At 72.4% G+C, this 23226-nt stretch carries 29 protein-coding genes; 14 read left to right on the top strand and 15 right to left on the bottom strand.

Going from position 1 to position 23226, the window contains the following annotated elements; all coding sequences use genetic code 11:
• Positions 1 to 174: 174 nt before the first annotated feature.
• Positions 175 to 1281, top strand: coding sequence for a crosslink repair DNA glycosylase YcaQ family protein (locus AB0K07_RS27910; protein WP_363759584.1), 1107 nt, complete (start codon positions 175 to 177; stop codon positions 1279 to 1281).
• Between the two features lie 71 nt (positions 1282 to 1352).
• Here AB0K07_RS27910 and AB0K07_RS27915 read toward each other — a convergent pair whose 3' ends face one another.
• From AB0K07_RS27915 to AB0K07_RS27935, 5 genes are all read right to left on the bottom strand, one after another.
• Positions 1353 to 1769 (bottom strand): CBS domain-containing protein, encoded by a 417-nt coding sequence (locus AB0K07_RS27915; protein WP_363759587.1) that lies wholly within the window; start codon positions 1767 to 1769, stop codon positions 1353 to 1355.
• Between the two features lie 132 nt (positions 1770 to 1901).
• Positions 1902 to 2342, bottom strand: a complete 441-nt coding sequence (locus tag AB0K07_RS27920; protein WP_363759590.1) for a PPOX class F420-dependent oxidoreductase — start codon at positions 2340 to 2342, stop codon at positions 1902 to 1904.
• A gap of 135 nt (positions 2343 to 2477) precedes the next feature.
• A complete protein-coding gene (locus tag AB0K07_RS27925) occupies positions 2478 to 3503 on the bottom strand; it encodes an aspartate-semialdehyde dehydrogenase (RefSeq protein ID WP_363759593.1) in 1026 nt (341 codons plus the stop codon).
• 193 nt (positions 3504 to 3696) lie between these two features.
• Positions 3697 to 5040 (bottom strand): pitrilysin family protein, encoded by a 1344-nt coding sequence (locus tag AB0K07_RS27930; RefSeq protein ID WP_363759596.1) that lies wholly within the window; start codon positions 5038 to 5040, stop codon positions 3697 to 3699.
• Positions 5037 to 6329: a pitrilysin family protein gene (locus AB0K07_RS27935; RefSeq protein WP_363759599.1), complete on the bottom strand. Its 1293-nt coding sequence runs from the start codon at positions 6327 to 6329 to the stop codon at positions 5037 to 5039. The genes AB0K07_RS27930 and AB0K07_RS27935 overlap by 4 nt, the downstream gene beginning before the upstream one ends.
• Positions 6330 to 6430: 101 nt before the next feature.
• Between AB0K07_RS27935 and AB0K07_RS27940 the strand changes: the two genes are divergently transcribed.
• On the top strand, positions 6431 to 6757 hold the full coding sequence (locus AB0K07_RS27940) for a hypothetical protein (RefSeq protein WP_363759602.1): 327 nt from the start codon (positions 6431 to 6433) through the stop codon (positions 6755 to 6757).
• Here AB0K07_RS27940 and AB0K07_RS27945 read toward each other — a convergent pair.
• Entirely contained in the window at positions 6724 to 6939 is a 216-nt protein-coding gene (locus tag AB0K07_RS27945) for a hypothetical protein (protein ID WP_089019304.1), read from the bottom strand. The genes AB0K07_RS27940 and AB0K07_RS27945 overlap by 34 nt on opposite strands.
• Before the next feature lie 262 nt (positions 6940 to 7201).
• On the opposite strand from AB0K07_RS27945, the gene AB0K07_RS27950 reads away from it, so the two are divergent.
• From AB0K07_RS27950 to AB0K07_RS27960, 3 genes are all read left to right on the top strand, one after another.
• Positions 7202 to 8296 carry a 3-deoxy-7-phosphoheptulonate synthase gene (locus tag AB0K07_RS27950; RefSeq protein WP_363759605.1) on the top strand — a complete coding sequence of 365 codons (1095 nt, stop codon included), beginning with the start codon at positions 7202 to 7204 and terminating at the stop codon, positions 8294 to 8296.
• A gap of 553 nt (positions 8297 to 8849) precedes the next feature.
• A complete protein-coding gene (locus AB0K07_RS27955) occupies positions 8850 to 9074 on the top strand; it encodes a hypothetical protein (protein WP_363759608.1) in 225 nt (74 codons plus the stop codon).
• Positions 9075 to 9097: 23 nt separating this feature from the next.
• Positions 9098 to 9292, top strand: coding sequence for a hypothetical protein (locus tag AB0K07_RS27960; protein WP_363759611.1), 195 nt, complete (start codon positions 9098 to 9100; stop codon positions 9290 to 9292).
• Between the two features lie 54 nt (positions 9293 to 9346).
• Here the strand turns inward: AB0K07_RS27960 and AB0K07_RS27965 are convergent, their stop codons facing one another.
• The 3 genes from AB0K07_RS27965 to AB0K07_RS27975 form a co-directional block, all read right to left on the bottom strand.
• Positions 9347 to 9886 carry a DUF1360 domain-containing protein gene (locus tag AB0K07_RS27965; RefSeq protein WP_363759613.1) on the bottom strand — a complete coding sequence of 180 codons (540 nt, stop codon included), beginning with the start codon at positions 9884 to 9886 and terminating at the stop codon, positions 9347 to 9349.
• A 61-nt stretch (positions 9887 to 9947) separates the two neighbouring features.
• Complete coding sequence (locus tag AB0K07_RS27970; protein ID WP_363759615.1) at positions 9948 to 10283, bottom strand: hypothetical protein; 336 nt, start codon at positions 10281 to 10283, stop codon at positions 9948 to 9950.
• Positions 10283 to 10627, bottom strand: a complete 345-nt coding sequence (locus AB0K07_RS27975) for a DUF6158 family protein (RefSeq protein ID WP_363759618.1) — start codon at positions 10625 to 10627, stop codon at positions 10283 to 10285. Before AB0K07_RS27975 ends, AB0K07_RS27970 begins: the two co-directional genes overlap by 1 nt.
• A 130-nt stretch (positions 10628 to 10757) precedes the next feature.
• On the opposite strand from AB0K07_RS27975, the gene AB0K07_RS27980 reads away from it, so the two are divergent.
• Positions 10758 to 11180 (top strand): hypothetical protein, encoded by a 423-nt coding sequence (locus AB0K07_RS27980; RefSeq protein WP_363759621.1) that lies wholly within the window; start codon positions 10758 to 10760, stop codon positions 11178 to 11180.
• 26 nt (positions 11181 to 11206) lie between these two features.
• Complete coding sequence (locus AB0K07_RS27985) at positions 11207 to 11533, top strand: DUF3817 domain-containing protein (RefSeq protein WP_363759624.1); 327 nt, start codon at positions 11207 to 11209, stop codon at positions 11531 to 11533.
• 27 nt (positions 11534 to 11560) lie between these two features.
• Here AB0K07_RS27985 and AB0K07_RS27990 read toward each other — a convergent pair whose 3' ends face one another.
• Positions 11561 to 12082 carry a DUF6232 family protein gene (locus AB0K07_RS27990; protein WP_363759627.1) on the bottom strand — a complete coding sequence of 174 codons (522 nt, stop codon included), beginning with the start codon at positions 12080 to 12082 and terminating at the stop codon, positions 11561 to 11563.
• 503 nt (positions 12083 to 12585) lie between these two features.
• On the opposite strand from AB0K07_RS27990, the gene AB0K07_RS27995 reads away from it, so the two are divergent.
• Positions 12586 to 13560, top strand: coding sequence for an NlpC/P60 family protein (locus AB0K07_RS27995; protein ID WP_363759630.1), 975 nt, complete (start codon positions 12586 to 12588; stop codon positions 13558 to 13560).
• Between the two features lie 71 nt (positions 13561 to 13631).
• Here AB0K07_RS27995 and AB0K07_RS28000 read toward each other — a convergent pair whose 3' ends face one another.
• From AB0K07_RS28000 to AB0K07_RS28010, 3 genes are all read right to left on the bottom strand, one after another.
• Positions 13632 to 14621 carry a sigma-70 family RNA polymerase sigma factor gene (locus tag AB0K07_RS28000; RefSeq protein WP_363759633.1) on the bottom strand — a complete coding sequence of 330 codons (990 nt, stop codon included), beginning with the start codon at positions 14619 to 14621 and terminating at the stop codon, positions 13632 to 13634.
• A gap of 414 nt (positions 14622 to 15035) precedes the next feature.
• Positions 15036 to 15992 carry an N-acetylmuramic acid 6-phosphate etherase gene (locus tag AB0K07_RS28005; RefSeq protein WP_363759636.1) on the bottom strand — a complete coding sequence of 319 codons (957 nt, stop codon included), beginning with the start codon at positions 15990 to 15992 and terminating at the stop codon, positions 15036 to 15038.
• The gene (locus AB0K07_RS28010) at positions 15989 to 16903 is read right to left on the bottom strand and encodes a MurR/RpiR family transcriptional regulator (protein ID WP_363759639.1); all 915 of its coding nucleotides are present in this window, start codon (positions 16901 to 16903) and stop codon (positions 15989 to 15991) included. Before AB0K07_RS28010 ends, AB0K07_RS28005 begins: the two co-directional genes overlap by 4 nt.
• A gap of 308 nt (positions 16904 to 17211) precedes the next feature.
• Here AB0K07_RS28010 and AB0K07_RS28015 point away from each other — a divergent pair, with 308 nt between their 5' ends.
• Positions 17212 to 17904, top strand: a complete 693-nt coding sequence (locus AB0K07_RS28015; RefSeq protein ID WP_363759642.1) for an SDR family NAD(P)-dependent oxidoreductase — start codon at positions 17212 to 17214, stop codon at positions 17902 to 17904.
• On the opposite strand, the gene AB0K07_RS28020 is transcribed toward AB0K07_RS28015, so the two are convergent.
• Positions 17889 to 18719: a thymidylate kinase gene (locus tag AB0K07_RS28020; RefSeq protein ID WP_363759810.1), complete on the bottom strand. Its 831-nt coding sequence runs from the start codon at positions 18717 to 18719 to the stop codon at positions 17889 to 17891. The genes AB0K07_RS28015 and AB0K07_RS28020 overlap by 16 nt on opposite strands.
• Positions 18720 to 18837: 118 nt before the next feature.
• Here AB0K07_RS28020 and AB0K07_RS28025 point away from each other — a divergent pair, with 118 nt between their 5' ends.
• Genes AB0K07_RS28025 through AB0K07_RS28040 form a run of 4 tightly spaced genes read left to right on the top strand, consistent with a single transcriptional unit; the run spans position 18838 to position 20678 of the window.
• The gene (locus AB0K07_RS28025) at positions 18838 to 19485 is read left to right on the top strand and encodes a nucleotidyltransferase family protein (protein ID WP_363759645.1); all 648 of its coding nucleotides are present in this window, start codon (positions 18838 to 18840) and stop codon (positions 19483 to 19485) included.
• Positions 19482 to 19757: a hypothetical protein gene (locus AB0K07_RS28030; RefSeq protein ID WP_363759648.1), complete on the top strand. Its 276-nt coding sequence runs from the start codon at positions 19482 to 19484 to the stop codon at positions 19755 to 19757. Before AB0K07_RS28025 ends, AB0K07_RS28030 begins: the two co-directional genes overlap by 4 nt.
• Before the next feature lie 10 nt (positions 19758 to 19767).
• Positions 19768 to 20544 carry a metallophosphoesterase gene (locus tag AB0K07_RS28035; RefSeq protein WP_363759651.1) on the top strand — a complete coding sequence of 259 codons (777 nt, stop codon included), beginning with the start codon at positions 19768 to 19770 and terminating at the stop codon, positions 20542 to 20544.
• The gene (locus AB0K07_RS28040; RefSeq protein ID WP_165435832.1) at positions 20535 to 20678 is read left to right on the top strand and encodes a GPGG-motif small membrane protein; all 144 of its coding nucleotides are present in this window, start codon (positions 20535 to 20537) and stop codon (positions 20676 to 20678) included. Before AB0K07_RS28035 ends, AB0K07_RS28040 begins: the two co-directional genes overlap by 10 nt.
• A 173-nt stretch (positions 20679 to 20851) precedes the next feature.
• On the opposite strand, the gene AB0K07_RS28045 is transcribed toward AB0K07_RS28040, so the two are convergent.
• A complete protein-coding gene (locus AB0K07_RS28045) occupies positions 20852 to 21628 on the bottom strand; it encodes a peptidoglycan DD-metalloendopeptidase family protein (protein ID WP_363759654.1) in 777 nt (258 codons plus the stop codon).
• Between the two features lie 251 nt (positions 21629 to 21879).
• Here AB0K07_RS28045 and AB0K07_RS28050 point away from each other — a divergent pair, with 251 nt between their 5' ends.
• Positions 21880 to 23226 (top strand): ABC transporter substrate-binding protein, encoded by a 1347-nt coding sequence (locus AB0K07_RS28050; RefSeq protein WP_363759657.1) that lies wholly within the window; start codon positions 21880 to 21882, stop codon positions 23224 to 23226.

Raw genomic sequence — 23226 nt, forward strand, 5'->3', positions numbered from 1 at the left:
CCCGCCGCGCTCGCAAGGCGCGGGGACCGGCGTCGCACGTCCCCGCACGGGTCCCCGCCGGCTCCGCGGTCAACCTCGCCCGGATCGGGTGAGCCGCCCGGCGGCTTCGGACCGGCCGGGTACCGTGCCGGGCACCAGGGTCAGAGCCGGGGGGACGTCCGTGACGGAGGGCACATGACGGGACAGGCGGCACAGGTCGACCGGCGGCAGGTGCTCGCCTACCGGGTGGCGGCCCAGCAGCTCGACCGCTCCGGCGGCCGTCGTCCGAGCGACCTGGCGGTGCTGTCCCTGGGCGTGCAGGACACGCCGTACGGCACAGCCCGGCAGGCGCTGGCGGCGCGCGGCGCGAGCGAGTCGGACGACCGGCTGGAGCTGGTGTGGTCGATGCGCGGCGCACCGCACCTGCACCGGCCTGCCGAGCTGCCGACCCTGGCCGCGGCGCTCTGGCCACTCAGCGACGCCGACGCCACCCGCCGGATCCCCGGGCAGATCGGTGCGGGGGCCCGGCTCGGGCTGGCCGCGTTCCGGGCCACGGCCGAGGCGTTCCAGGCGGTGATGACGGCCGAGCTGGACCGCGGCGTGGTCAGCCCGGCGGTCTCCGACCGGGTGCCCGCCGAGCTGACCTACGACTGCCGGACGTGCCAGGCACGGCACATCTCGGGGTCGGTGTTCCAACAGGCCGGGCTCGCCGGCGGGGTGCGCCTGGTGGTCACCGGGCGGGCCGCCCGGCTCGCCCCGCTGCCCGACTGGCCCGGTCCGCCCGCCGCCGCGGCACACACCGCCGAGTTGGTCGCGACCTACCTGCGGCTGCTCGGCCCGGCCACCCCTGCCGACGCGGCGGGCTTTCTCGGCACCGCCGCCGGCGAGCTGCGCCGGGTCTGGCCGGCCGGCCTGAGCGAGGTACGGGTCGACGGCCGGGCCGCCTGGCTGCCGGCCGACGCGCTCGACGCGTTGACCACCGCGCCGGCACCCCGCCTGGTGCGGCTGCTGCCACCCGGGGATCCGTTCCTCGCCGGCCGCGACCGCGACCTGCTGGTGCCCGCCCGCGAGCACCAGCGGCAGCTGTGGCGGGCGATCGGCAATCCGGGCGCGCTCCTGGTGGACGGCGAGGTCGCCGGCACCTGGCGGGCGCGGCAGGTCGGAAAGGGCAGGCTGGAGCTGACCGTCAGCCCGTTCTCGGCGCTGCCCGCCCGGGTCCGGCGGGAGGTCGACGCCGAGGCAGCGACGGTCGCCGCCGCTCGCGCGGCAACGGACGTGCGGGTCCGGGTCGAGTCGACCTGACCGCGCGCCCGAGCAGCGCGAACGCCGACCCTCCCCGCGAGGGGAGAGCCGGCGCGCCCGCGGCGGACGGGTCAGTTGTTCGGGTCGTCGGCGCTGATGTCGGCCAGCACCGACTGCGGTTCGCGCTCGACCGCGAGGTCGCCCATCGACACGAGGCCGACCAGTCGCCCGTCGTCGATCACCGGCAGCCGGCGTACGGCGTAGGTGCGCATCAGGTCCGCGGCGGCAACCGCGTCGTCGTACTGGCTCACCGTGACCACATTCCGGCTGGTTATCTGGTTCAGCCGGGTCGAGCCCGGGTCCATGTTCTCCGCGACACCCCGGACCGTGATGTCCCGGTCCGTGACGATGCCGACCACGCTGTCGCCGTCGGTCACCACCACGTCACCGATCGCGCTGTCGCGCATCTCCTGCGCGGCCGCGATGAGCGTGTCGTTGCCGTCCATCGTCACCAACCGGGTCGTCATGAACTCTCCGACCGTTGTCATGGTGCTCCCCTCTCGGTGTCGGCACGGCCCGTCTACCCGCCGCCCGGGGCGGGGTAACGCACGCTGCCGCCCCGGCAAAATCCGCCGGACGCCGGGACCGGCGCGGGCGGTGAGCGGGAGATTTCCGGCGCGTCAGCCCCGGGGCGGCATGCCGTAGACGCGCTCCACGTGCAGGCGCAGCACCAGCCGCTGCTCGTCGACCATCGCCCGGCGATAGTCGTCCCAGTCCGGGTGTTCGCCGCGGAGCGACCGGTAGAGCCCCACCAGCTCCTCGACGGTCGGGTCGCCCGGTTCCGTGGCCGGCGCGGTCAGCTCGGCGCGCCCCTCGACCACCGCGTACGCCCAGCCGTCCTCGCTGCCGACGTGGAAGCTGGCCCGCGGGTCGCGGCGCAGGTTGGCGGTCTTGGCCCGACTCTCGGTGACGGAAACCCGGATCAGCCCCGCCTCCCGGTCGAAGGAGTAGATCACAGTGGACAGCTGTGGCCGCCCGTCCCGCTTGATCGTCGCGAGCACGCCCATCGAGCGGCCGGCGATCAGGTCGGTCAACGCCTGCTGGGTCCGGTCATCCGGCACGGCATCCTCCAGGTGGCAGGGTCGGGCTTCGTCCATCCAAGCACGACCGGCCGACTCCCGCGCCCGCTGAGCCAGGGCCCGCGCAGACCGAGGCCCCCGCCGGTAGCCGGCGGGGGCCTGGGGTGACGGCGCGGGTCAGCGACGCTCGGCGGCGACCAGCTCGGCGATCTGCACGGCGTTGAGCGCGGCGCCCTTGCGCAGGTTGTCGTTGGAGCAGAACAGCGCCAGGCCGTACTCGACGGTCTCGTCGGCGCGGATCCGACCCACGTAGGTCGGGTCCTGCCCGGCCGCCTGCAACGGCGTCGGCACGGCGGTCAGCGCGACCCCGGGCGCGCCTTCGAGCAGCTCGTGGGCCCGCTGCGGGGTGAGCGGCCGGGCGAACCGGGCGTTGATCTGGAGCGAGTGGCCCGTGAAGACCGGCACCCGGACGCACGTCCCGGAGACCTTCAGGTCGGGGATCTCCAGGATCTTGCGGCTCTCGTTGCGGAGCTTCTGCTCCTCGTCGGTCTCGAACGAGCCGTCGTCGACGATCGAGCCGGCCAGCGGGAGCACGTTGAAGGCGATCGGCTCGGCGAACGAGCGCGGCGCGGGGAACTCCACGGCCGACCCGTCGAAGGCGAGCCCCGCGGCGTGCTCGGCGACCTTGCGGACCTGCTCGTCCAACTCGGCGACGCCGGCCAGCCCGGCGCCGGAGACCGCCTGGTAGGTCGACACGACCAGGCCGACCAGACCGGCCTCGGCGTGCAGCGGGCGCAGCACCGGCATCGCGGCCATCGTGGTGCAGTTGGGGTTGGCGATGATGCCCTTCGGGCGATCGGTGGCGGCGTGCGGGTTGACCTCGGCGACCACCAGTGGCACCAGCGGGTCCATCCGGAACGCCGACGAGTTGTCGATCACCACGGCGCCGGCCTCGGCGACCCGGGGGGCCAGCTCGAGCGAGGTGCCCTTACCGGCCGAGAAGAGCACGATGTCCAGCCCGGCGTAGTCCGCGGTCGCGGCGTCCTCGACGGTCACCTCACCGTCGCGCCACGGCAGCGTACGCCCGGCGGACCGCGCCGAGGCGAACAACCGCACCTGCTCCGCCGGGAACTCCCGCTCCGCCAGCACCCGCCGCATCACGCCACCGACCTGGCCGGTGGCCCCCACAATGCCGATCCTCATGCCCGCGAGGCTACCCAGCCCGCCCCCACGACCGGGAGCCCTTTCCCACCCCCCGGGTCCCGCATCACACCCACCCCACCCCAACCGCACCGCCGCACCCACCGCACCCGCCGCCCGTTGATCATGAAGTTGTTTGTCCCGACACGCCATGCCGGGTGACGACAACTTCATGATCAACGAGTTGGGCGGGGGGTCAGGCGGGGGTGATCATTTCGCCCAGGCCGGCGGCGGTGAGGTCGTCGCGGATGATGGCGGCGTCGCCCTCGATGACCAGGGTCAGCGCGTCCGGGTGCAGGTGGGTGGCCGCGGCAGCGGAGACCTGGGCCACGTCGGCGGCGAGCAGCGCCTCGCGTAGCTGGGCGTGGTAGTCGTCCGGCAGGTCGTGCACCACCAGCGTGGTCAACGCCGACGCGATCGCCCGCGGGCTCTGCAACTCGACCGAGAGCTGCCCGGCCCGCCAGGAACGGGCCACCGCCAGCTCGTCCTCGGTGACCCCGCCGACCTGGGTACGGGTGATCTCCCCCACCGCCTCGACCAGAGCCGGCGCGGTCACCGCGGTCTGCACCCCGGAACTGACCGCGAACCGGCCGAACCGGCGCGACGAGGCGAAGTCACCGCGAATGCCGTACGTGTAGCCGTGCACCTCGCGGATCAGGTGGTTGAGCCGGGAGGTGAACGCCCCGCCGAGCACCGTCCCGGCGAGCGTCATCGGCACGTGGTCCGGATGCGCCCGGTGCGGTGACGGGTGGCCCAGCCGCAGCGTGGACTGCACCGAGCCCGGCCGGTCCACCAGAATGATCCGCCGCCCGGTACGCAGCGGCACGTCGATCGGGCCACCCCGGTCGGCCGGGCCCCCGCCGGTGCCGGCGAACACCGCGGCGGCCAGCGCGTCCAGGTCGATCCGGTCCAGGTCACCGGCGACGACCAGGGTGCCCGGCCGCAGGAACCACTCGGAGTGGAAGACCGTCACGTCCTCCACGTCCAGCCCGGCCACCGAATCCGGGTCGCCGTACATCGGGCGCCCCCACCGGTTCTCCGCGCCGAACAGGTCCGCGCGCAGCGCGGCGTCGGCGCGCGGGCCCGGGTTCGCCCAGTCCATCCGCAGCGCGTTGGCCTCGTCGTCGCGGACCCGCCGGACGTCGGCCGGGTCCAGTCGGGGCGTCCGGACGGCCTCGGCGAGCAGCTGCACCGCGGCGGTCAACCGGTCGACCGGCACCTGCACGCTGACCTGGAACGAGTCCCAGTCCAACCCGGTCACCAGCTCGGTGCCGAGCGCCTCGATGGCCAGCGCGTACGTGGTCGCGTCCCGCTGCGCGGTGCCCTCCTCCAACGCCTTGGCGAGCACCCCGCCCAGCCCCTCCTTGCCGGTCGGCTCCCGGCCGGCGCCGGCGTCGAGCAGCAGCAGCGCGACGGCGAGGTTCTGCCCGGGCAGGTGCGCGGCGACCACCTGACCGCCGGCCACGGCGCGGCGGACCACCGGCGGGAACCGGTACGGGCGGGCGGCGCCCGGGCCGGGACGGTCGGCGATCAGCGTCATCGGGTCTCCTCGGGCAGGTAGGTCAGGGTCACCCGGTCGGCGGCGCCGAGCACGTCGGCGGCGGCCTCGGCGATCTGCTCGGCGGTCACCGCAAGCCAGGCCGGCAGGCGCTCGGCGGCCTTCGCCGGGTCACCGAACTGGGTGGCGTACCGGCCGAGCGTGTCGGCCCGGCCGTCCACCGTGGACATCTGTCGCCACCACGCGGTGCTCAGCAACGCCTTGGCGCGGTCCAGCTCGGCAGCGGTCACCGGCACGGTGGCCAGCTCGTCGACGACCTCGGCCAGCCCCTCGGCCAGCCGTTCGGCGCTCACGCCGGGGCGGGCGGTGGCCGTGGCGATCAGCGGCGCCGGAGCGTGCGCGAGGTCCACCCCGTACGCCCCGACCAGGTCCGGCTGGGCGATCCGCTCACCATCGGCGAGCCGCTGGTAGAGCCGGCTGCCCCGGCCACTGCCGAGCACGGTGGCGAGCACCGTGAGCACGTCGTACCCCGGGCTGCCGAACGGGTAGCCGCGGTGCGCGACGTACACCCGGGGGGCCGGCACGTCGGCGGTGACCTTCTCGACGGCCGGCTGTCCGGAAGCCGGGACGCTCCGCCCGTCCGGGGCCGGCGGGATGTCCTCGCGCGCGGGCAGCGCGCCGAAGTACTTGTCGGCCAGCGCGAACACCTCGCTGGCCACGGCGTCGCCGACCACGGTGAGCACCGCGTTGTTCGGCGCGTAGTACGTCTGGTGGAACGCCTGGAAGGTGGCGAGGTCGGCGGCGTTGAGGTCGGCCATCGAGCCGATCGTCGCGTGGTGGTACGGGTGTCCCGGCGGGTAGAGCAGCGGCAGCAGCCGCAGCCAGGCGTCGCCGTACGGGACGTTCTCGTAGCGCTGGCGACGCTCGTTCTTCACCACGTCGCGCTGGTTGTCCAGGGTCTCCTGGGTGAGCGCGGGGACCAGGCCGCCCATCCGGTCGGCCTCCAACCAGAGCGCCAGCTCCAGGTGTTCGGCGGGGACCGTCTCGAAGTAGTTGGTCCGGTCCGGGTTGGTGGTCGCGTTGAGAGACCCACCGGAGCCCTGGATCAGCTTCATGTGCTCGGTCTTTGCCACGTTCACCGAGCCCTCGAACATCAGGTGCTCGAAGAGGTGGGCGAAACCGGTCTGCCCGGCCGGCTCGTGCCGGGAACCGACGTCGTACCAGAGGTTGACGGCCACCGCCGGGGCGGTGCGGTCCTCGCTCACCACCACGCGCAGGCCGTTGTCCAGTCGGGACGTCTCGATGGGCCAGGGGTAACCACTGTCGGGCATGGCACGACGCTATCCGATCTCGCGGGCGGAAAGGTGACGTGCCGTCGGTCGGCCAGCCGACCCACCCGCATCGAGCCGGCCGTTCGGGGTACCGGAGGGGAATGCCCGCGTCGACCGCCATCTCGCTCGCGTCCCGCACCGCCGGCCTGGCCTCGGTGGCCGCCGCGGCCCGGGCGGACGCGCCGCGCCTGGTGCTCGCGGTCGCGTCCGCCGTGGGGCCGTGGCGGCCGGTCGGGCAGGTCAGCATCGGTGCCCAGCTCAGCGCTGGGGAGGACGCCGCGCTCGCCTTCGACCCGGTGCGCAACCTGCCGCCGGGGCTGCGGGCGGCCGGCCCGCTGACCTGGCTGCGGGAGCAGACCTACCGGGGCTCACAGCGGGCGCGCGGGGCAACCGTTCAGTCCGGTGGTTCGGACGCGACCACCGTCTGATCCGAGGTGCGGTGTTCCAGCACCGTGTCCGGGGCCGCGTTCTGGTCCTCCTCGCGAATGTCGGACTCGGTGAGAATGGCGTCGGCCTGCGCCTCCGGGTCGTCGCTGCCCACCGCCGCCTCCTCGGGCAGGAGGTGTGCGCGGGACTCCACCCGGTCCTGGTCGCTCTGCTCGTCGGTCATGGCACCCCTGTTACCCCGACTCGGGCGCCGGCACGCGGTGTTCACCGCTCGGTTGTGCGGGCCGGGCGGCGCGTCGGGTACGCTGACCTCGTGACGCGTTCGTATCGATGGTTTAGGCAGCCGGCTCGCACGCCGGTGACTTCACCATGATCTGACGTCACCACGGACCGAGCCGGCTGGGCAGGAGCTATCGTTCCTGCCCTTTTGCGTACGAGCAGCCGGCTCGTCCCGGGCACCGGCCCCGGGCACGGTCGGCGGAAGGATGCCCACCGTGACGACCCCGGAGACCGATCGGGTCAGCGATCAGCGGATCGACCGTGTCGTGCCGCTGACCACGCCCGCGCTGCTGCACCACGAGTTGCCCCTGGACGCCCCGCTCGCCTCTGCCGTGCTGAACGGCCGACGCGCGGTGGGTCGGGTGCTGGACCGCGAGGACGACCGCCTGCTGGTGGTGGTCGGCCCGTGTTCGGTGCACGACCCGGCCGCCGCCCTCGACTACGCGCAGCGGCTGCGTACGGCTGCCGACCGGCTCGCCGACGACCTGCTGATCGTGATGCGGGTCTACTTCGAGAAGCCGCGCTCCACGGTGGGCTGGAAGGGCCTGATCAACGACCCGGGGCTGGACGGCAGCGGAGACGTCAACACGGGCCTGCGGCGGGCCCGGGCGTTGCTGCTCGACGTGCTGCGCCTCGGGCTGCCGGTGGGCTGCGAGTTCCTCGACCCGATCACGCCGCAGTACATCGCGGACACGGTGGCCTGGGGCGCGATCGGCGCCCGCACCGTGGAGAGCCAGGTGCACCGGCAGCTCGCCTCCGGCCTCTCCATGCCGATCGGCATGAAGAACCGCCCCGACGGCAGCATCGGCACCGCCGTGGACGCGATCCGCGCCGCCGGCGTGCCGCACGTCTTCCCCGGTATCGACTTCTCCGGCACCCCGGCGATCATGCACACCCGGGGTAACACCGACGGGCACCTGGTGCTGCGCGGCGGGGGCGGCCGACCCAACTACGACGCGGAGTCGGTGGCCGGTGCGCTCGACCTGCTCCGCGCGGCCGGGCTGCCCGAGCGCCTGGTGATCGACGCGAGCCACGCCAACAGCGGCAAGGACCACCGCAACCAGCCGCTGGTCGCCGCGGACGTGGCCGCCCAGCTGGCCGGCGGCCAGCGTGGGATCACCGGCGTGATGCTGGAGTCGTTCCTGCTGCCGGGCCGGCAGGACCTCGACCCGACCCGGGAGCTGGTGTACGGCCGCTCGGTCACCGACGCCTGCCTCGGCTGGGACGACACCGCCGAGGTGCTCGACCACCTGGCCACCGCCGTCCGGGCGCGCCGGGCCACCCTGCCGACCCCGGCCTGACCCGCGCCGGCGGTTGTGACGGCGGACACGGCGGCGGGCGGAACAGCATCGGGGGTCGGCCGGTTGACTGAGGTGTCGGTGTGTCCAGTGTCCCCGGGCCTCACCTAAATTGCCTTCGCGGAATACCGTTCGGCTGGAGCCGCGTAGCGCCACTCGCCGAGAGGCGACCTGCACACCGACACCAGCGCCGCCCCCGGCCCACCGGCCGGGGGCGGCGCTGTCTGTACACCCAGGCCCAACCCGGACCCGGGCGAGGGGAGCCGGCCGGGCGGCCGAGGCGGCCGGGCGGCCGAGGCGGCCGGGCGGCCGAGGCGGCCGGGCGGCCGAGCCAGTACCGCTGAAGCCCTTTGCTCTGCTTCAACCCGCGCAACAAACACGGCCCGGAACTGTTGCGTGGGTTGAAGCAGAGCAAAGGCGGATCGCAGGGTCATCGGCCCGGAAACGGGCCACCGCGTGATGGCGGCGGCGGGCCCGCCAGCACGGCGCCGACAGGCCCCGTGGACGGGCCGCTAGCGCGACGTTTGACCGATTCCGGCCCGGGTAGCTGATCGGCGTGACCGACGACGCATCCGTGGCCGGCGAGGAAGACACCGGCGCCCTCGACGACCTGCTCAACGACATCTACCGGGGTCAGGAGCGGGTCACCCAGGCGGAGATCTACCGCCGGGCGGTGGCCGCCGATCTCCCGGCGGAGCTGCTCGCCCGCATCGACTCGCTGCCCGAGGGCGAGTACGCGGTGGACGAGGTCAGCGACCTGCTGGGCGGCACCGTCGGGTGAGCGACCGCAGAGGAGACATCGACATGACGCACCACGAGGACGACCACGAGAAGGTGCCGGCGCTGGGCGAACCGCCGAAGGGCACGGACACCACGCCCGAGCCGGACTTCGCCGACGAACACGACCGCACCGCGGTGGACCGGGAGATCATCACCGGGGCGGACGAGGACGAACGGGAGCCGGAGTCGCCGCACGGCTGGTCCGGCATGGAGCGCTGAACGCGTCAGCGGGGGCCGGCACGCGCCGGCCCCCGCTGTGCTCGTCTCCCGGAGTCAGTCGTCGTCGTGCCCGCCGTCGGCGGCCTGCTGCGCGCTCGCGTACGCCATCTGGAGGAAGTCGGACGCGGCGACCGCGGTCAGCGCGGTGGCCACCAGCCGGGTCAGCCGGGGCGCGAGCACCAGACCGCCGGTGAGGCCGGTGGCCACCCAGACCGCCAGGCAGAACGGGCAGCTCAGCAGCTCCCCGATGGCGTGCCGGGTGGAGCTGCCCGAGTCGCGTACCTGCTCCATCACCTCACCGCTGCCGATCGGACGGTCGTACCGCGTGAACGGAGCCCGTACCGGGCTGGTCACCGCGTCCTTCGACAGCAGCCGGCTGAGCTTGTGCGTGGCGATGGAGAGCAGCACCACGTCGGCCGGGGCGGGCCGCTCGGGCACCGGCCGCCCGGTCGCTTTGACCAGGCCGGCGATGGCGCCGGTCACCCCGGCGTAGGTGCCCATCGCCACCAGGTAACCGCCGAGCGGACGGTGCTCGTGCGGCGCGTACGCCCGGCGCAGCCGGGTCGCCTTCTGTCGCAGGCCAATGCCGGTCACCCAGGCTCCTCACATGTCGTATCGGTGCGGGAACGGGCCTCCCGCGTGGCCGGTGACGGTCTCAGCCGGCCTGAAGGTTGTCGGCGACCTCGCGGGCCAGGTTGCTCAGCGCCTCATCGGCCAGCTGGTCCGGAGCGGCCCCGTCCGAGCCGTCCGCCAGGTCGAGCTGGATCCGGGCCCCGCCGGAATCCGCCGGTTCCACCCGGATCTCGGCGGACCAGTCGGCGTCGTCGCCACCCCAGCGCGCCCGCAGCTCCTCGCCGTTGACCTCCGAGGCCGGGCTGCCGTCGCCGCGCAACGGCTCCGGCAGCCAGGCCGAGGCCCGGGCCGGGTCGGTGGCCGTGCTGAAGACCACCTCGGGCGGCGCGGACATGCCACGCACGGCGCGGGCCGGCATCACACGTCCCGCAGGCGGCTCGGGTCCACTTCCCGGCCCGGGTTGCGGGCCAGGTACTCGGTCTCGAGTTCCGCCGTGCGTCGCAGGTGGTTGGCGAGCGCGGAGTCCGCCGCGTGCCGGAGGGTGTCCAGCCGGGTGCGGTGCAGGCTGTGCATCTCGCGGATCAGATCGTCGTCGCTCAGCTCCGTCGGGTCGACGCCGAGCGCGTCGCCGTCGAGCTCCGCACCGACGCCCTCCGGGTCGGCCAGGTGATCGCCGCCCCACTCGGGCACCCGCTGCTCCGGGCTCATGTCCCTGCTGCCACTGGACGGAAAGCCGTCCTCGCGTACCGATCCGGTCATCATCGCCCCCCTGGTCTCGTTTGGGCTGGCGTCTAGACGGATGCCCACACCGGATGGCGCCAAACCATCCCCGCCGTGCGACAACTACGACACCGTGTCGGAGAACCGCCCGACCCCCGGTACCCTCGACCCCATGAGGTGGCTCTGGACCCCGGCGTGGATCGCACGTCACGTGGCCATGGTCGTGCTGGTCGTGGGCTTCCTCGGGCTGGGCTGGTGGCAGATCAGCCGGGCCACCGCCGGCAACAGCATCAGCTGGGGGTACGCGGTCGAGTGGCCGGTCTTCGCCGGCTTCGTGGTCTACGTGTGGTGGCGTGAGGTGCGGCTGGCCCGCCGGAAGGTCGCGGAGGCCGACGCGCCGCAGGTCGACACGGCAGCCGAGCCCGCGCCGGCCGTCACCACCGGGTCCCGACCGGCGGTACGCCGACCGGTACGGGTCGCCCGGGTCCCCGCCGCCAGCGAGGCTGTCGAGGACAGGGATCTGGCCGCCTACAACGACTACCTGTCATGGTTGAACGCCAATCCGGGCGCCCGGCCCGGTGACTATCCCGGCTGAGCCGGGGCTCGGAAGGACGGACGAAGGTGGGCGCAGCCCTTACCCGGTACCGCGTGATCGCCTGGATCGTGGGCGTGGCGCTGATCCTGCTGGTCGTGATCGGCATGCCGCTGAAGTACGCGTTCGACAACCCGGTCGTGGTGGAGACGGTGGGGCAGGCGCACGGCTTCCTCTACATGGTCTACCTGCTGGCCGCGTTCGACCTGAGCCGTCGGGCCGAGTGGCCGCTGAAGCGGATGCTCCTGGTGATGCTGGCCGGCACCGTGCCGTTCGTCTCGTTCTACGCCGAGCGGCGGGTCAGCGGGTGGCTGGCCCGCCCCGCGGAACGTACGCCGGAGCCGGTCGCCAGCTGAGCGGCCGCCAGCCGGCTCCGGGTCGGGTCAGCGGCTTGGCCGCCACGGGTCGGCCGAGGCGAGCGGGTCCGTCCAGCCGCCGTACCGGTTGACCTCCCGGGCCCGCAGCAGCGCCCGGGTGACCTGGCCGAACTGCCGCTCGTCGTCGGCGCTGAACAGCAGCACCTCCGCGCCCCGGTGCCACCCCCACAGCTCGTACGGTGGTGGCCGCCAGCGATCACCGACCAGGGCCAGCGCCGCCGGCAGCAGGAACACCGCTCCGAGGATGAGGTACGCCCCCGCGGTGAGCCGTTGCAGGCCGCCGGTGAAGCCGAGCAGCAGCCCGACGCCGCCGAGCATGGCGGCGGTGACCGCGACCGCCCGGACGGCGATCCGGTCGTGCGGGCCCCGGGTGGTGCGCAGGTGGGTCAGGTCGGTGATCCGGTAGCTGGTCCGGCCGACGGTGAACCGGTCGACGGTGACGATGATGCCGGGCCGCGCGTACAGCAGGGTGGACCGGGCGCCGGGCACCGTTCGCTGCGGTCGCGTCGTTGCGCCTTCACGATTCACGGTTCCTCCCGTGGGGCCGGTGCGCCGGGCTCAACCCGCTGGTCACCGGCATCGCTGCCTGCCGACGGGATTCCCGGCTCCGGATTTCATTGTGTTGTGACGCCGCCAGCCCGCCCGGCCAATTACCGGCTTCCGACAGCTCACTCGACCGGTGGACATCGTCGAGAAACAGCATCCATTTCAGGTTTTATCGGTTATGGCGCACAGGTATCCGGCGGCATGCGCCCGGAACGACGAAAGACTTCAAAGGGTCATTAACGGTCGTAAGGGGCGCAGCGGGCAGGCCCTGGAGCGCCAGCAGCCACGGTGAGTTCACCCAGCGCAGCGGCACTTCCCGCCACTTCGCCAACATTCGCCCCTGCTTCAACTGCGGACGACAGCCGTCCCGGGTTAGGTTGGGCGAGCCGGTCCGGCCCAGCGCCGTCCACCCGGATGGCCCCGGCCGGTGTCGCCGAGGGCGTCAGCAGCCCCGTCGGCGGCCGTGGGAGAGGGGCCTTCCGCTCTTGTCGTCCCTGAGAAACCTGCTGCGCACCATCGCGCTGGTCGGCACGTCGGCCGCGCTGATCGCCCCGACGGCGGTGGCCCACGCCGAGCCGTCCCCCGCCGACCTGACCCGCCGGATCGAGACGTCCTCGGCCGAGTTGGAGCGGGTCGTCGAGTCGTACAACAAGCTCACCGAGGAGATCACGACAAACAAGACCGCGGCGGCCCGATTACAGGCCCGCATCGGCCCGCTGGAACAGCAGGCCGAACAGAGCCGGGCCGACGTCGCCGCGCTGGCCAACACCGCGTACAAGAGCGGCGAACTGCGGACCGCGGACGCGCTGCTGCGTCCCGGTGGCTCGACCGCGCTGCTGGACCGGCTCGGCGCAATCGACCAGCTCACTCGTCAGCGGCAGGAACGCATCTCGGGCTTCACCGCCAGCCAGAAACGGCTGCTCGACGAGAAGCGCCGCCTGGACGCCACGCTGACCCGGCAGGCCGCGCAGGCCCGCCAACTGGCGACGGCAAAGAAGCAGATCGAGAGGGATCTGGCCAAGCTGTACGAGCTGCGCCGGCAGGCGTACGGGGCGCCCACCGAGCGGCCCGCGCCCGCAGCGGCGACCGAGGCCGGAAACGTACCCGCCATCGCCGGTGCGGCCGGCACCGCGGTGCGCTACGCCTACGGCGCGCTGGGCAAGCCGTACGTCTGGGCGGCCGACGGGCCGAACGGCTACGACTGCTCCGGGCTGACCTCGGCCGCCTGGCGGGCGGCGGGGAAGTCGCTGCCGCACAACACCCGGATGCAGTGGGGGGCGGTCGCCCACATCGGCCGGGGTGACCTACGCCCGGGAGACCTGATCTTCTACAGCGGGCTCGGGCACGTCGCCCTCTACGTGGGCGACAACCAGGTCATCGACGCGCCGAGCGCCGGCCGCAACGTGCTCAAGCGGGGCATGAACATGATGCCGATCCAGGGTTACGGTCGCGTCCGGTAGGCACGACCAATACGGCGAACGGCCGGCGTCCCCCTATCGGACGCCGGCCGTTCGCCGTCATTACTACCAGCTCAGGCTGCCTGCAGCCCCTCCGCGCGAGCCAGCTCACGGAGCCGGCCGAGGGCCTGGATCTCCAGCTGGCGGATCCGCTCGCGGGACAGCGAGAACCGGGAAGCGACCTCGGTGAGCGAGTGCTCACGGCCGTCCTCCAGCCCGTAGCGGGCCCGCATGATGCCTGCCGACCGGTCGTCGAGGTGGTTGAGCAGCCCCTCGATGCGCTGCCGCTCCAGGCCAGAGAGGACGATGTCCTCCGGCGACGGGGCGTCACTGTCGGCGACCAGGTCGCCGAGGCTCGTGTCGCCGTCGTCGCCCACCGGAGTGTCCAGCGAGACCGTGTCCTGCGACCAGCGGCGCAGCTCGTTGACCCGCTCGACGCTGACGCCGAGCGAGGCCGCGATCTGCTCCGGCTCCGGGTCACTACCCAGCTCACGGGTGAGCTGGCGGGCCACGTTGCGCATCCGGTTGACGTCCTCCACCAGGTGCACCGGCAGCCGCACAGTGCGCTCCTGCTGGGCGATGGCCCGGCTGATCGCCTGACGGATCCACCAGGTGGCGTAGGTGGAGAACTTGTAGCCACGCTCGTAGTCGAACTTCTCGACCGCCCGGACCAGGCCGGTGTTGCCCTCCTGGATCAGATCCAGCATGGGCATGCCCGAACGCACGTAACGGCGGGCGATCGACACGACCAACCGCAGGTTGGCGCGGATGAAGAGGTCCTTCGCACGGTCGCCCTCGACGACCAACCGCTCCAGGTCCTCCCGGTCGACGCCATCGGGGACGCGGTCCTCACCGAGCAGGTGCTCGGCGTAGAGGCCGGCCTCGATCGCCTTGGAGAGATCGACCTCCCGGGCGGCGTCCAGCAGTGGCGTCCGGGAGATCTCGTGCAGGTAGACGCCGACCAGGTCGCGCTCCTCGGCCACCTGATCGGTGCGCATGCCGATGTTCTTGTCCACGTTGCCCACGGTCCCCTCGCTCGCGCCGGTTGCCCGGTTCCTTGCCATCCCCACGTCTGTCAGCTCCCCCCGGTAACTTCCGCTGTTGCCCACCGGTGCTGACACCTACACAACAGATGAGACGTGTCGGGGATTCCATGTCGTGAGTCGAAAGTGTCACGAATGCCTGAGTAGTAGCTGAGAGCACGATCCATGTTTGCTGTCAGCACCCCGTCGGGTAGCTCGCCGCTGGGCACCACGAACGGGTTGGCGGGTCGACGAATCGCCGAACGCCCGCACCATGGCAACACCGCCCGCCGCGGGGGCACAGCGACCCGGGTCACCACCGCGGTGCGATCCTGGTCACTGCCAGATACGCACCGGTGGACCGGTCGGTTCATCCACGGGGGTGTTATTACCCCCCGCCCCGATGAACAATCCGGAGCCCCGTTCGCTTCCCGCTGGCGACGCGGGCGGGCCGACTCAGGAGGCGAGCAGGGCCAGGGCGCCGCGTACCTGGTCGGCGGAGCGGGCCAGCGCGGCTCGGGCGGCAGCGACCTCGGCGCCGGAGACCAGCGAGACCAGGGCGGTCTTGAGGTCGCCGTCGGCCTCGTTGAGCGCCCGCCGGGAGATCTCCTCCGAGCACCCGGTGGCCTCGACCAGGATCGAGATCATCCGCCCGCGGAGCTTCGCGTTGGTGGCCACCATGTCGATCATGAGGTTCGAGTAGACCCGACCGAGACGCACCATGACGGCGGTCGAGAACGTGTTGAGCACCAACTTCTGCGCGGTGCCCGCCTTCATCCGGGTCGAGCCGGTGACCACCTCCGGTCCGGTGTCCACCCCGATGAACACGTCCACCGACCGGGCCGCCTCGGCCTCCGGATTGGCGCAGAGCAGCACCGTCGAGGCGCCCTTCGCGCGGGACGCGGCGAGCGCCCCGAGGACGTACGGCGTGCGTCCGCTGGCGGCGAGACCGACCACCAGGTCACCGGCACGCACACATCCGGCCGCCTCGACCGCGCCGCCCCGGTCGTCGTCCTCGGAGTCCTCGACGGCCCGCCACATGGCGTCCGGGCCGCCGGCGAGGTGCGCGCAGAACCAGTGCCGGGGCGAGTTGAAGGTGGGGGCCAACTCGGCGGCGTCGAGCACGCCCAGCCGGCCCGAGGTGCCGGCCCCGAAGTAGTGCACCCGGTGGCCACCGCGCAGCGCCGCGACCGCCAGGTCGACCGTGGCGGCGATCTCGTCGAGCACCGCGGCGACCGCGGCCGGCACCCGCCGGTCGGCCTCGTTGATCACGGTGAGCACGTCCCGGGTCGACATCAGGTCGAGGTCGACGCTGAGCGGGTTGCGCCGTTCGGTGGGGGCGCCCACCCGGACAGCCGGGCGGGCGGGTGGTGCTGGCATGTCCTCGTCCGGCTCCACCGCACCGGCCGTCATCCTCGCCTCCGGTTCGCACCCACCCGGTGCGACAGGACGGCCTCGGCGGTCGCCTCGAGAGCCTTGCGCGCCCGGGACCGGTTGCGGGCGGCCACCCCGACGAAGAGGCAGTCGACCACGGTGAGTTGAGCCAGCCGGCTGGCTGTCGCGCCGGAGCGGTAGGTGGTCTCCCGGGCCGCCGTGGTCAGCACGAAGTCGGCCACCTCGGTGATCGGCGAGCGGGGGAAGTTGGTCAGCGCCACGGTGACGGCGCCCCGCGTCCGGGCCTGCTCGAGCACCTCGATCACGTCGGAGGTGGTGCCGGTGTGCGAGATGCCGACCGCCACGTCGCCCCGGCCCAGCAGCGCGGCCGAGGTCAGCGCCGTGTGCACGTCCGGGAAGTAGAAGGCGATCCGGCCGATGCGGTGCAGCTTCTGCTGGAAGTCGGAGGCCACGAACCCGCTGGCGCCCGCGCCGTAGATGTCGATCCGACCGGCGTTGGCGATGGCCTCGACGACCTGCTCACAGACGGCCGGGTCGAGCTGCTCGGCAGTCTCCTCCACCGCACGGGCGTCGTTGAACGCGATGGTGGCGATGATCTGGGCGAGGTCCGCGCCGGGCGGGATGTCACCGCCGACCACCCGGGCGTCCGGCGGTTCGACCCGGCGGGCGGCCTCGGCGGCGAGCCGGATGCGCAGCTGCGGATAGCCGTCCATGCCCACCGACCGGCAGAACCGGATGACGGTCGCCTCGGACGTCTCGGCTGCGGTGGCGAGATCGGTGATCGTCCGGCGGGCGGCGGCGGCCGGGTCGGCAACGACCAGCCGGGCGACCCGCTGCTCAGCGGGCGACAGCGACGGCAGCAGCCCGCTGATGTGGACGATCAGCCCACCGGGCTCGTGACTCACAGAAATCTTCGGACTCTTCGCCACGGATGAAACTTACTTTCACGAGGCGTGAGCGTCAACCATGACTCCACGTGTTGGGGAAAGTACCGCCGATCGGGCGAGCCCGTCAGGCCAAGCGTGCCACCGCCGAGACGGCGCCACCTCCCCCGCCGGGCCGGCTCAACCTGCCGGACGGCTCCGGAGGCGCGGAGAACCGGGTCCGGCCAGACCGTACGGCGTCCCCGAACGGCCGCACCGGGCAGGGCCACCCCGCCGACCCGTCGCCCGACCCGACCGGACGGCGCAGCGGGTCGGGGCGAGGGTGGGTCGGGGGCGGCGCTAGCGTGTGGCGCATGGCGGAGCGCAGCGTGCTGGTCACCGGGGGCATGGGTGGGCTGGGCGGGGCGGTCACCACCGCGTTCCGCACGGCCGGCTGGCGGGTGGTCGTACCGCAGCGGACAGCCCGGCCCGGGTCGGAGCCGGCGGCGGACGGGGTCGTCCGACTGCTCGCGGACCTGACCGATCCGGCCGGCACGGCACGGGCGGTCGAGGTCGCCGCCGGCGAACCGGCGGCGCCGCTGCGGGCGGTGGTCAACCTGGTCGGCGGGTACGCCAGCGGCGGGCTGGTGCACGAGACCCCGGTCGAGGAGTTCGAGAGGATGCTCACCGCCAACCTGCGGCCGACGTACCTGGTCACCCGGGCAGCTCTACCGCACCTGGTGGCGGCCGGCGGCGGCGCGGTCGTGTGCGTCTCGGCCCGCGCGGCGGTCACTCCGTTCCCGGGCGCGGCCGGCTACGTCACGGCCAAGGCGGCGGTGCTGGCCTTCGCCAACGCCGTCGCGGTCGAGTACCGGTCCCGCAACGTGCGCTGCAACACGCTGCTGCCCAGCGTCATCGACACCCCGGCGAACCGTGCCGCCCAACCCGACGCCGACCACTCCCGCTGGGTGGCCCCGACCGAGATCGCATCGGTGATCCACTTCCTCGCGTCGGCGGAGTCCGCGCCGACCAGCGGCGCCGCCGTCCCGGTCTACGGGCGGGCCTGAGCCAGCAACGGCCCGGGAGCACCGCGACCGGTCCGCTCCCCCGACGCGTCGCCCGTCGTGACCACGGGCGACGGTTCCGGCAACGACGCCGGGGGCGCGACGGCCGGCTCCGGCACGTCGGGCTGCGACCGCACGCTGGGCGGCGACGGCAGGTCGGGCGGCGACGTCTCGGCGGGCGGCTGGCCGGGGTCGGGGCGGGCGGCCGGCAGCCAGGTCGCCAGGTACGCCTTGATCTGCTCGGTCACCTCCTCGGCCGGTCGGCCGGCGTCCACCAGGACGAAGGTCGGGTACTCGGGCAGGGCGCGGTACGCGGTGTCGGCCGCGGTCAGCCAGCCCATGGTCTCGTGGTCGGTGCCCCGCTGCTCGATCCGGCGGTACGCCTCGGCCGGGTCGACGGCGAGCAGGAACGTCACCTGTGGCGTGGGAAAGAATCGGTAGCCGGCCCGGGCCAGCCGCTCCCAGCGGTGCCCGCCGTGCGCCCGGATGCTGGCGTACTGGCAGGCCGAGTAGCGGTCCATCACCGCGGTGCGCCCGGTGAGCAGGCAGCTGAGCAGGGCGGCGGCGATGGCGAGCCAGCGCAGCACGGACTCCACCGCCAGCATGCCGTCGCGCCCGACGAGTCGCTGGGCGTCCGCGCGGCCGAGCCGGTGGGCGAGCCGGCCGAGCCAACGACGCCCGCTGGCGTTGCGCCGGTAGGTGGCCGGGCGGCCGGCGGCGGTCAACGCGTCGGCCAGCCGGTGCGCCTGGGTGGTCTTGCCCGAGCCGTCGATGCCGATCAGGGCGACCGTGCGCAACCTGGCCCTGCCGCGTCGCATCCCCGATGATCTGGCCACCCTCGACAGGTTATCCGACCCGCGCTTCGACCCGCCCAGTTTGTCATGCTTGATCCCGGTTGACACCCACCCGCGACCTGGCCAGGTGTGGGCGACCGGAATGCCGGGTACGGAAGTTGGAATCCAACCGCCTGTCCACCCACACGACCGACGGGAGAACCAGATGGCTGAGCGCGGGGACGAGAGTCTGGTGCACACCCTGAAGAAGGTCGCCGCCGTGCTCAAGCAGTCCGAGATCCCGTTCGCGCTGGGTGGCAGCTTCGCCGTCTACGCCCACGGCGGCCACTCCAGCGACCACGACGTCGATTTCCTGATCCGCGAGGTCGATGTCGAGCCGGCCCTGGAGGCCCTGGTGGCCGCCGGCTTCGTCGCTGAGCGCCCACCGGAGGACTGGCTGGTGAAGGTCTTCGACGACGGGCGGATGGTGGATCTGATCCACCGGCCGATCGAGACGCCGGTCACCGAGGAGACGTTCGCCGACACGGTCGTCCGGCCGGTGGACGCGATCCACATGCCGGTCCTGTCCGCCACCCAGCTGATGGTGCACAAGCTGCTCAGCTTCTCCCAGCACTACTGCGACTTCGCGCGCGGCCTACCGCTGGCCCGGTCGCTGCGGGAGCAGATCGACTGGGAACGGGTACGCAAGGAGACCCAGCACTCGCCGTACGCCGAGGCGTTCCTGGTGCTGCTGGACCGGCTGGAGGTGGTGCCGGAAACCGGCACCCAGGCAGGAGAGGGGACACCGTGACCAACCATCGTGACAGCGGTGCCGGGCCACCCGACGAGTACGTCGAGGCCGAGATCCACCGCCTGCTCGCCGAGGACCCCGCCGTTGCCGAACAGGGCATCACCGTGGTCCGGCGGGAACGAGCGCTCGTGCTCTACGGCGAGGTGGAGAGCCCGCACCGGCGCGACGAGATCCTGCGCCGGGTGGCCGAGCGTTTTCCGGACGTGCCCATCACCAGCGACATCGGGGTGATCCGCGTCCAGGCGCCCACGGAGATCGAGCAACTGCCGTGAGGGAGGTTCCATGGTGATCCGGATCGCCGCCGTGGGCGACGTGCATCTGGACGAGGACGTGGTCGGCCGGTTCCGACCGGCGTTGGAGGAGCTGCCGGAGTGCGCCGACGTGCTGCTGCTGGCCGGAGACCTCACCCGGCACGGCACCGAGGCGGAAGCGCGCTGCGTGGCGCAGGAGTTCGGCGGGTTGGCCGTGCCGGTGGTGACCGTGCTGGGCAACCACGACCACCAGTGTGACCAGGTGCCGCAGGTGGTCAAGGTGCTGGAGGACGCCGGCATCACCGTGCTGGAGGGCAACGGCATCGTGCTGGACTGCGCGGGCGGGAGGCTCGGCATCGCCGGCGTCAAGGGCTTCGGCGGCGGGTTCGCGGGGCGGTGCGCGAGCGACTTCGGGGAGCCGGAGATGAAGGCGTTCGTCGCGACCACCACCGACAGCGCGGATCGCCTCGGTACGGCGCTGCGCTCACTCGACTGCGACATGCTGGTCGCGCTCACCCACTACGCACCGGTGCCGGACACGCTGGCCGGGGAACCGCTGGAGATCTACCCGTTCCTGGGCTCGTACCAGCTCGGGCAGGCGATCGACTCGGCGCCGACCGCGCTGGCCCTGCACGGGCACGCGCACGCGGGCACCGAGCGCGGCACCACGCCCGGTGGGGTGCGGGTACGCAACGTCGCGCACCCGGTGATCAAGCAGGCCTACAGCGTCTTCCATGTCGGCGATCAACTCGAGACCGACCAGGTTTCCCCGGTCGGAGGCTCGGGTATTCAGAGGTCATGGAGCTGATTCTCTGGATTCTCGCAGTCGTACTCGTGGTCGCCGGCATTCTCGCGCTGTTCCGCCGGCAGATCCTGTGGGGCATCGTCCTCATCATTGTCGGGCTGTTGGTCGGCCCGGGTGGTGTCAGCATCTTCAATTGACGTTCGCAACTCATAGCACACCGGGACCCGCCGGGGTCGCCGCGACCGGAGCTCCGTCCTCCCGACAGGAGCACCGGGTGTGGCGATCCCGGCGCTGTGCTGTCCGGCGGCTGACCTGGTGACCGGCGGGTCTCCGGCGGCGCCGCCCGCCGGAGACCGCCTTCGTTCCGGGGTCAGCAGCGGGGCACGCCGGGGATGTAGCCGTCGTGCCCGGTGTACACGTACGCGTCGGCGATGAAGCGGCCGGTGCCGATCCGGTCCCAGATCGAGCTGGTGCCGTAGGTGCCGGTGACCGTGGTGCCGCTGGTCTGGCAGGCGATGGTCACCCGGGTGCCGTCGGCGACGGTGCCGACGGAGGCGTACCCGGTGCCGGGGCCGGAACGGACGGTCAGCGGCGTGCCGCTGGTGTCGACCGTGCCGGAGCCGGAACCACCCGAGCTGCACCCGTTGTCGCTGGTGTAGGTCTTGGTGCCCCAGTACAGGCCGAGGGCGCCGTTGAACCGGACCTGGATGTCGGCGCCGTTGAGGCGCTGCTCGTAGTGCAGGTGGGGGCCGGTGGAGCCGCCGGTGCTGCCGACCCACCCGAGCACCTTGCCGTAGCCCACCGTCTGGCCGACCGAGACGTTGAAGCCGTTGAGGTGGGCGTAGTAGGTGCTGTAGCCGCCACCGTGGTTGATCCGGACGTACTTGCCGTAGCTGGTGCCGCCGAGGTCGGTCACCCGGTCGACGGTGCCGGGGGCGCTGGCCACCACGGGGTCGCCGAGGTCGTCGGTGCGGTTGAAGTCGACGGCGTACGCCGGGCTGTGGTCCGACCGGGTCTGCCCGGACCAGGACTGGCCGCACGGGAACGGCACCTTGAAGGTCGGCGCGGCCAGCGCCGGGCTCGCCGGGGCCAGGACTCCCCCGACGAGCAGGCCCGTCACCAGCAGGCTGATCCACCGCTTACGCATACAGGTCCTCCTATGTCGAAAACCTTCGATGTGGTGCCATCAGCCTGACAGATATCGTCATTCTTCGAAAGAGTCGAGGATCTGGCCCGGGAGCGCGCCCACGAGGCAGGTCGGAGGTTTCTGGATTGTTACTCGCTCGTGTCTGACAGGGGCTGGACCGGACTCGATGCAAGCGCTTACATGTGTGCACGCCCATTGGGACCGGCGCCGGGCCTCTGAGCACGACCGCGCCGGCTAGAAAGGAGGACGGCATGGCGGTCTTTACCAGACCACGCCAGGCCTTCGTGATCGCCGGCGTACTGGGGCTGGCGCTCAGCGCCACCGCCTGCGGTACCGGCGACGACAAGAAGAGCAGCAACGCGGACTCCCCGGAGTGTGCCGCATACCAGAAGTACCAGGGCCACGACGGCAAGAAGGTCTCCATCTACGCGTCCATCCGTGACGCCGAGGCCGACCTGCTGGAGCGCTCCTGGTCGCAGTTCACCGACTGCACCGGCATCAAGATCGACTACGAGGGCAGCGGCGAGTTCGAGGCGCAGCTCCCGGTCCGCGTCGACGGCGGCAACGCCCCCGACATCGCCTTCGTGCCCCAGCCGGGCCTGGTGAAGCGGTTCGCCGACGCCGGCAAGCTGAAGTCCCTCGGTGCCGACACCAAGGCCCTGGCCGAGCAGAACATGCCGGCCGACTGGCTGAAGTACGGCACCGTCAACGGGACGCTCTACGGCGTGCCGCTCGGCGCGAACGTCAAGTCCTTCGTCTGGTACTCGCCGAAGACGTTCAAGGAGAAGGGCTGGGAGGTTCCGACCAGCTGGGACCAGCTCATCGCCCTGAGCGACAAGATCGCCGCCAGCGGCATGAAGCCGTGGTGCGCGGGCGTCGAGTCCGGTGACGCCACCGGCTGGCCGGCCACCGACTGGATCGAGGACGTGATCCTGCGTACGCAGGGCCCCGAGGTCTACGACCAGTGGACGACCCACGCCATCCCGTTCAACGACCCGAAGGTCGTCGAGGCGGTCGACCGCGCCGGCACCATCCTCAAGAACGACAAGTACATGAACGGCGGCTTCGGCGGCGTCAAGAGCATCACCACCACCTCCTTCCAGGAGGCGGGCGTGCCGGTCACCAACGGCAAGTGCGCCATGCACCGGCAGGCGTCGTTCTACGCCAACCAGTTCCCCGAGGGCACCAAGGTGGCCGAGGACGGCGACGCGTTCGCCTTCTACTTCCCGGCCATCGACCCGGCCAAGGGCAAGCCGGTGCTGGGCGCGGGCGAGTTCGTCGTCGCGTACGCCGACCGTCCCGAGGTTCAGGCCGTGCAGACCTACCTCGCCTCCGCGGAGTACGTCAACAGCCGCGCGAAGCTCGGCAACTGGGTCACGGCGAACAACAAGCTGGACATCGCCAACGTGGCCAGCCCGATCGACAAGCTCTCCGTCCAGATCCTGCAGGACAAGACCGGCGTCTTCCGGTTCGACGGTTCCGACCTGATGCCGGCCGCCGTCGGCGCGGGGACGTTCTGGAAGGGCATGGTCGACTGGTTGAACGGCAAGCCGACCGCCCCGGTGCTCCAGGGCATCGAGAGCAGCTGGCCGAAGTGA

This window comes from Micromonospora sp. NPDC049301, assembly GCF_040678715.1.
Classification (GTDB): Bacteria; Actinomycetota; Actinomycetes; order Mycobacteriales; family Micromonosporaceae; genus Micromonospora.

Coding starts and splice junctions, on each gene's coding strand:
- AB0K07_RS27910 (WP_363759584.1), top strand. CDS start 175: ATGACGGGACAGGCGGCACAGGTCGACCGGCGGCAGGTGCTCGCCTAC.
- AB0K07_RS27915 (WP_363759587.1), bottom strand. CDS start 1,769: ATGACAACGGTCGGAGAGTTCATGACGACCCGGTTGGTGACGATGGAC.
- AB0K07_RS27925 (WP_363759593.1), bottom strand. CDS start 3,503: ATGAGGATCGGCATTGTGGGGGCCACCGGCCAGGTCGGTGGCGTGATG.
- AB0K07_RS27930 (WP_363759596.1), bottom strand. CDS start 5,040: ATGACGCTGATCGCCGACCGTCCCGGCCCGGGCGCCGCCCGCCCGTAC.
- AB0K07_RS27935 (WP_363759599.1), bottom strand. CDS start 6,329: ATGCCCGACAGTGGTTACCCCTGGCCCATCGAGACGTCCCGACTGGAC.
- AB0K07_RS27940 (WP_363759602.1), top strand. CDS start 6,431: ATGCCCGCGTCGACCGCCATCTCGCTCGCGTCCCGCACCGCCGGCCTG.
- AB0K07_RS27945 (WP_089019304.1), bottom strand. CDS start 6,939: ATGACCGACGAGCAGAGCGACCAGGACCGGGTGGAGTCCCGCGCACAC.
- AB0K07_RS27950 (WP_363759605.1), top strand. CDS start 7,202: ATGCCCACCGTGACGACCCCGGAGACCGATCGGGTCAGCGATCAGCGG.
- AB0K07_RS27960 (WP_363759611.1), top strand. CDS start 9,098: ATGACGCACCACGAGGACGACCACGAGAAGGTGCCGGCGCTGGGCGAA.
- AB0K07_RS27970 (WP_363759615.1), bottom strand. CDS start 10,283: ATGCCGGCCCGCGCCGTGCGTGGCATGTCCGCGCCGCCCGAGGTGGTC.
- AB0K07_RS27975 (WP_363759618.1), bottom strand. CDS start 10,627: ATGATGACCGGATCGGTACGCGAGGACGGCTTTCCGTCCAGTGGCAGC.
- AB0K07_RS27980 (WP_363759621.1), top strand. CDS start 10,758: ATGAGGTGGCTCTGGACCCCGGCGTGGATCGCACGTCACGTGGCCATG.
- AB0K07_RS28000 (WP_363759633.1), bottom strand. CDS start 14,621: ATGGCAAGGAACCGGGCAACCGGCGCGAGCGAGGGGACCGTGGGCAAC.
- AB0K07_RS28005 (WP_363759636.1), bottom strand. CDS start 15,992: ATGACGGCCGGTGCGGTGGAGCCGGACGAGGACATGCCAGCACCACCC.
- AB0K07_RS28015 (WP_363759642.1), top strand. CDS start 17,212: ATGGCGGAGCGCAGCGTGCTGGTCACCGGGGGCATGGGTGGGCTGGGC.
- AB0K07_RS28020 (WP_363759810.1), bottom strand. CDS start 18,719: ATGCGACGCGGCAGGGCCAGGTTGCGCACGGTCGCCCTGATCGGCATC.
- AB0K07_RS28025 (WP_363759645.1), top strand. CDS start 18,838: ATGCCGGGTACGGAAGTTGGAATCCAACCGCCTGTCCACCCACACGAC.
- AB0K07_RS28035 (WP_363759651.1), top strand. CDS start 19,768: ATGGTGATCCGGATCGCCGCCGTGGGCGACGTGCATCTGGACGAGGAC.
- AB0K07_RS28040 (WP_165435832.1), top strand. CDS start 20,535: ATGGAGCTGATTCTCTGGATTCTCGCAGTCGTACTCGTGGTCGCCGGC.
- AB0K07_RS28045 (WP_363759654.1), bottom strand. CDS start 21,628: ATGCGTAAGCGGTGGATCAGCCTGCTGGTGACGGGCCTGCTCGTCGGG.
- AB0K07_RS28050 (WP_363759657.1), top strand. CDS start 21,880: ATGGCGGTCTTTACCAGACCACGCCAGGCCTTCGTGATCGCCGGCGTA.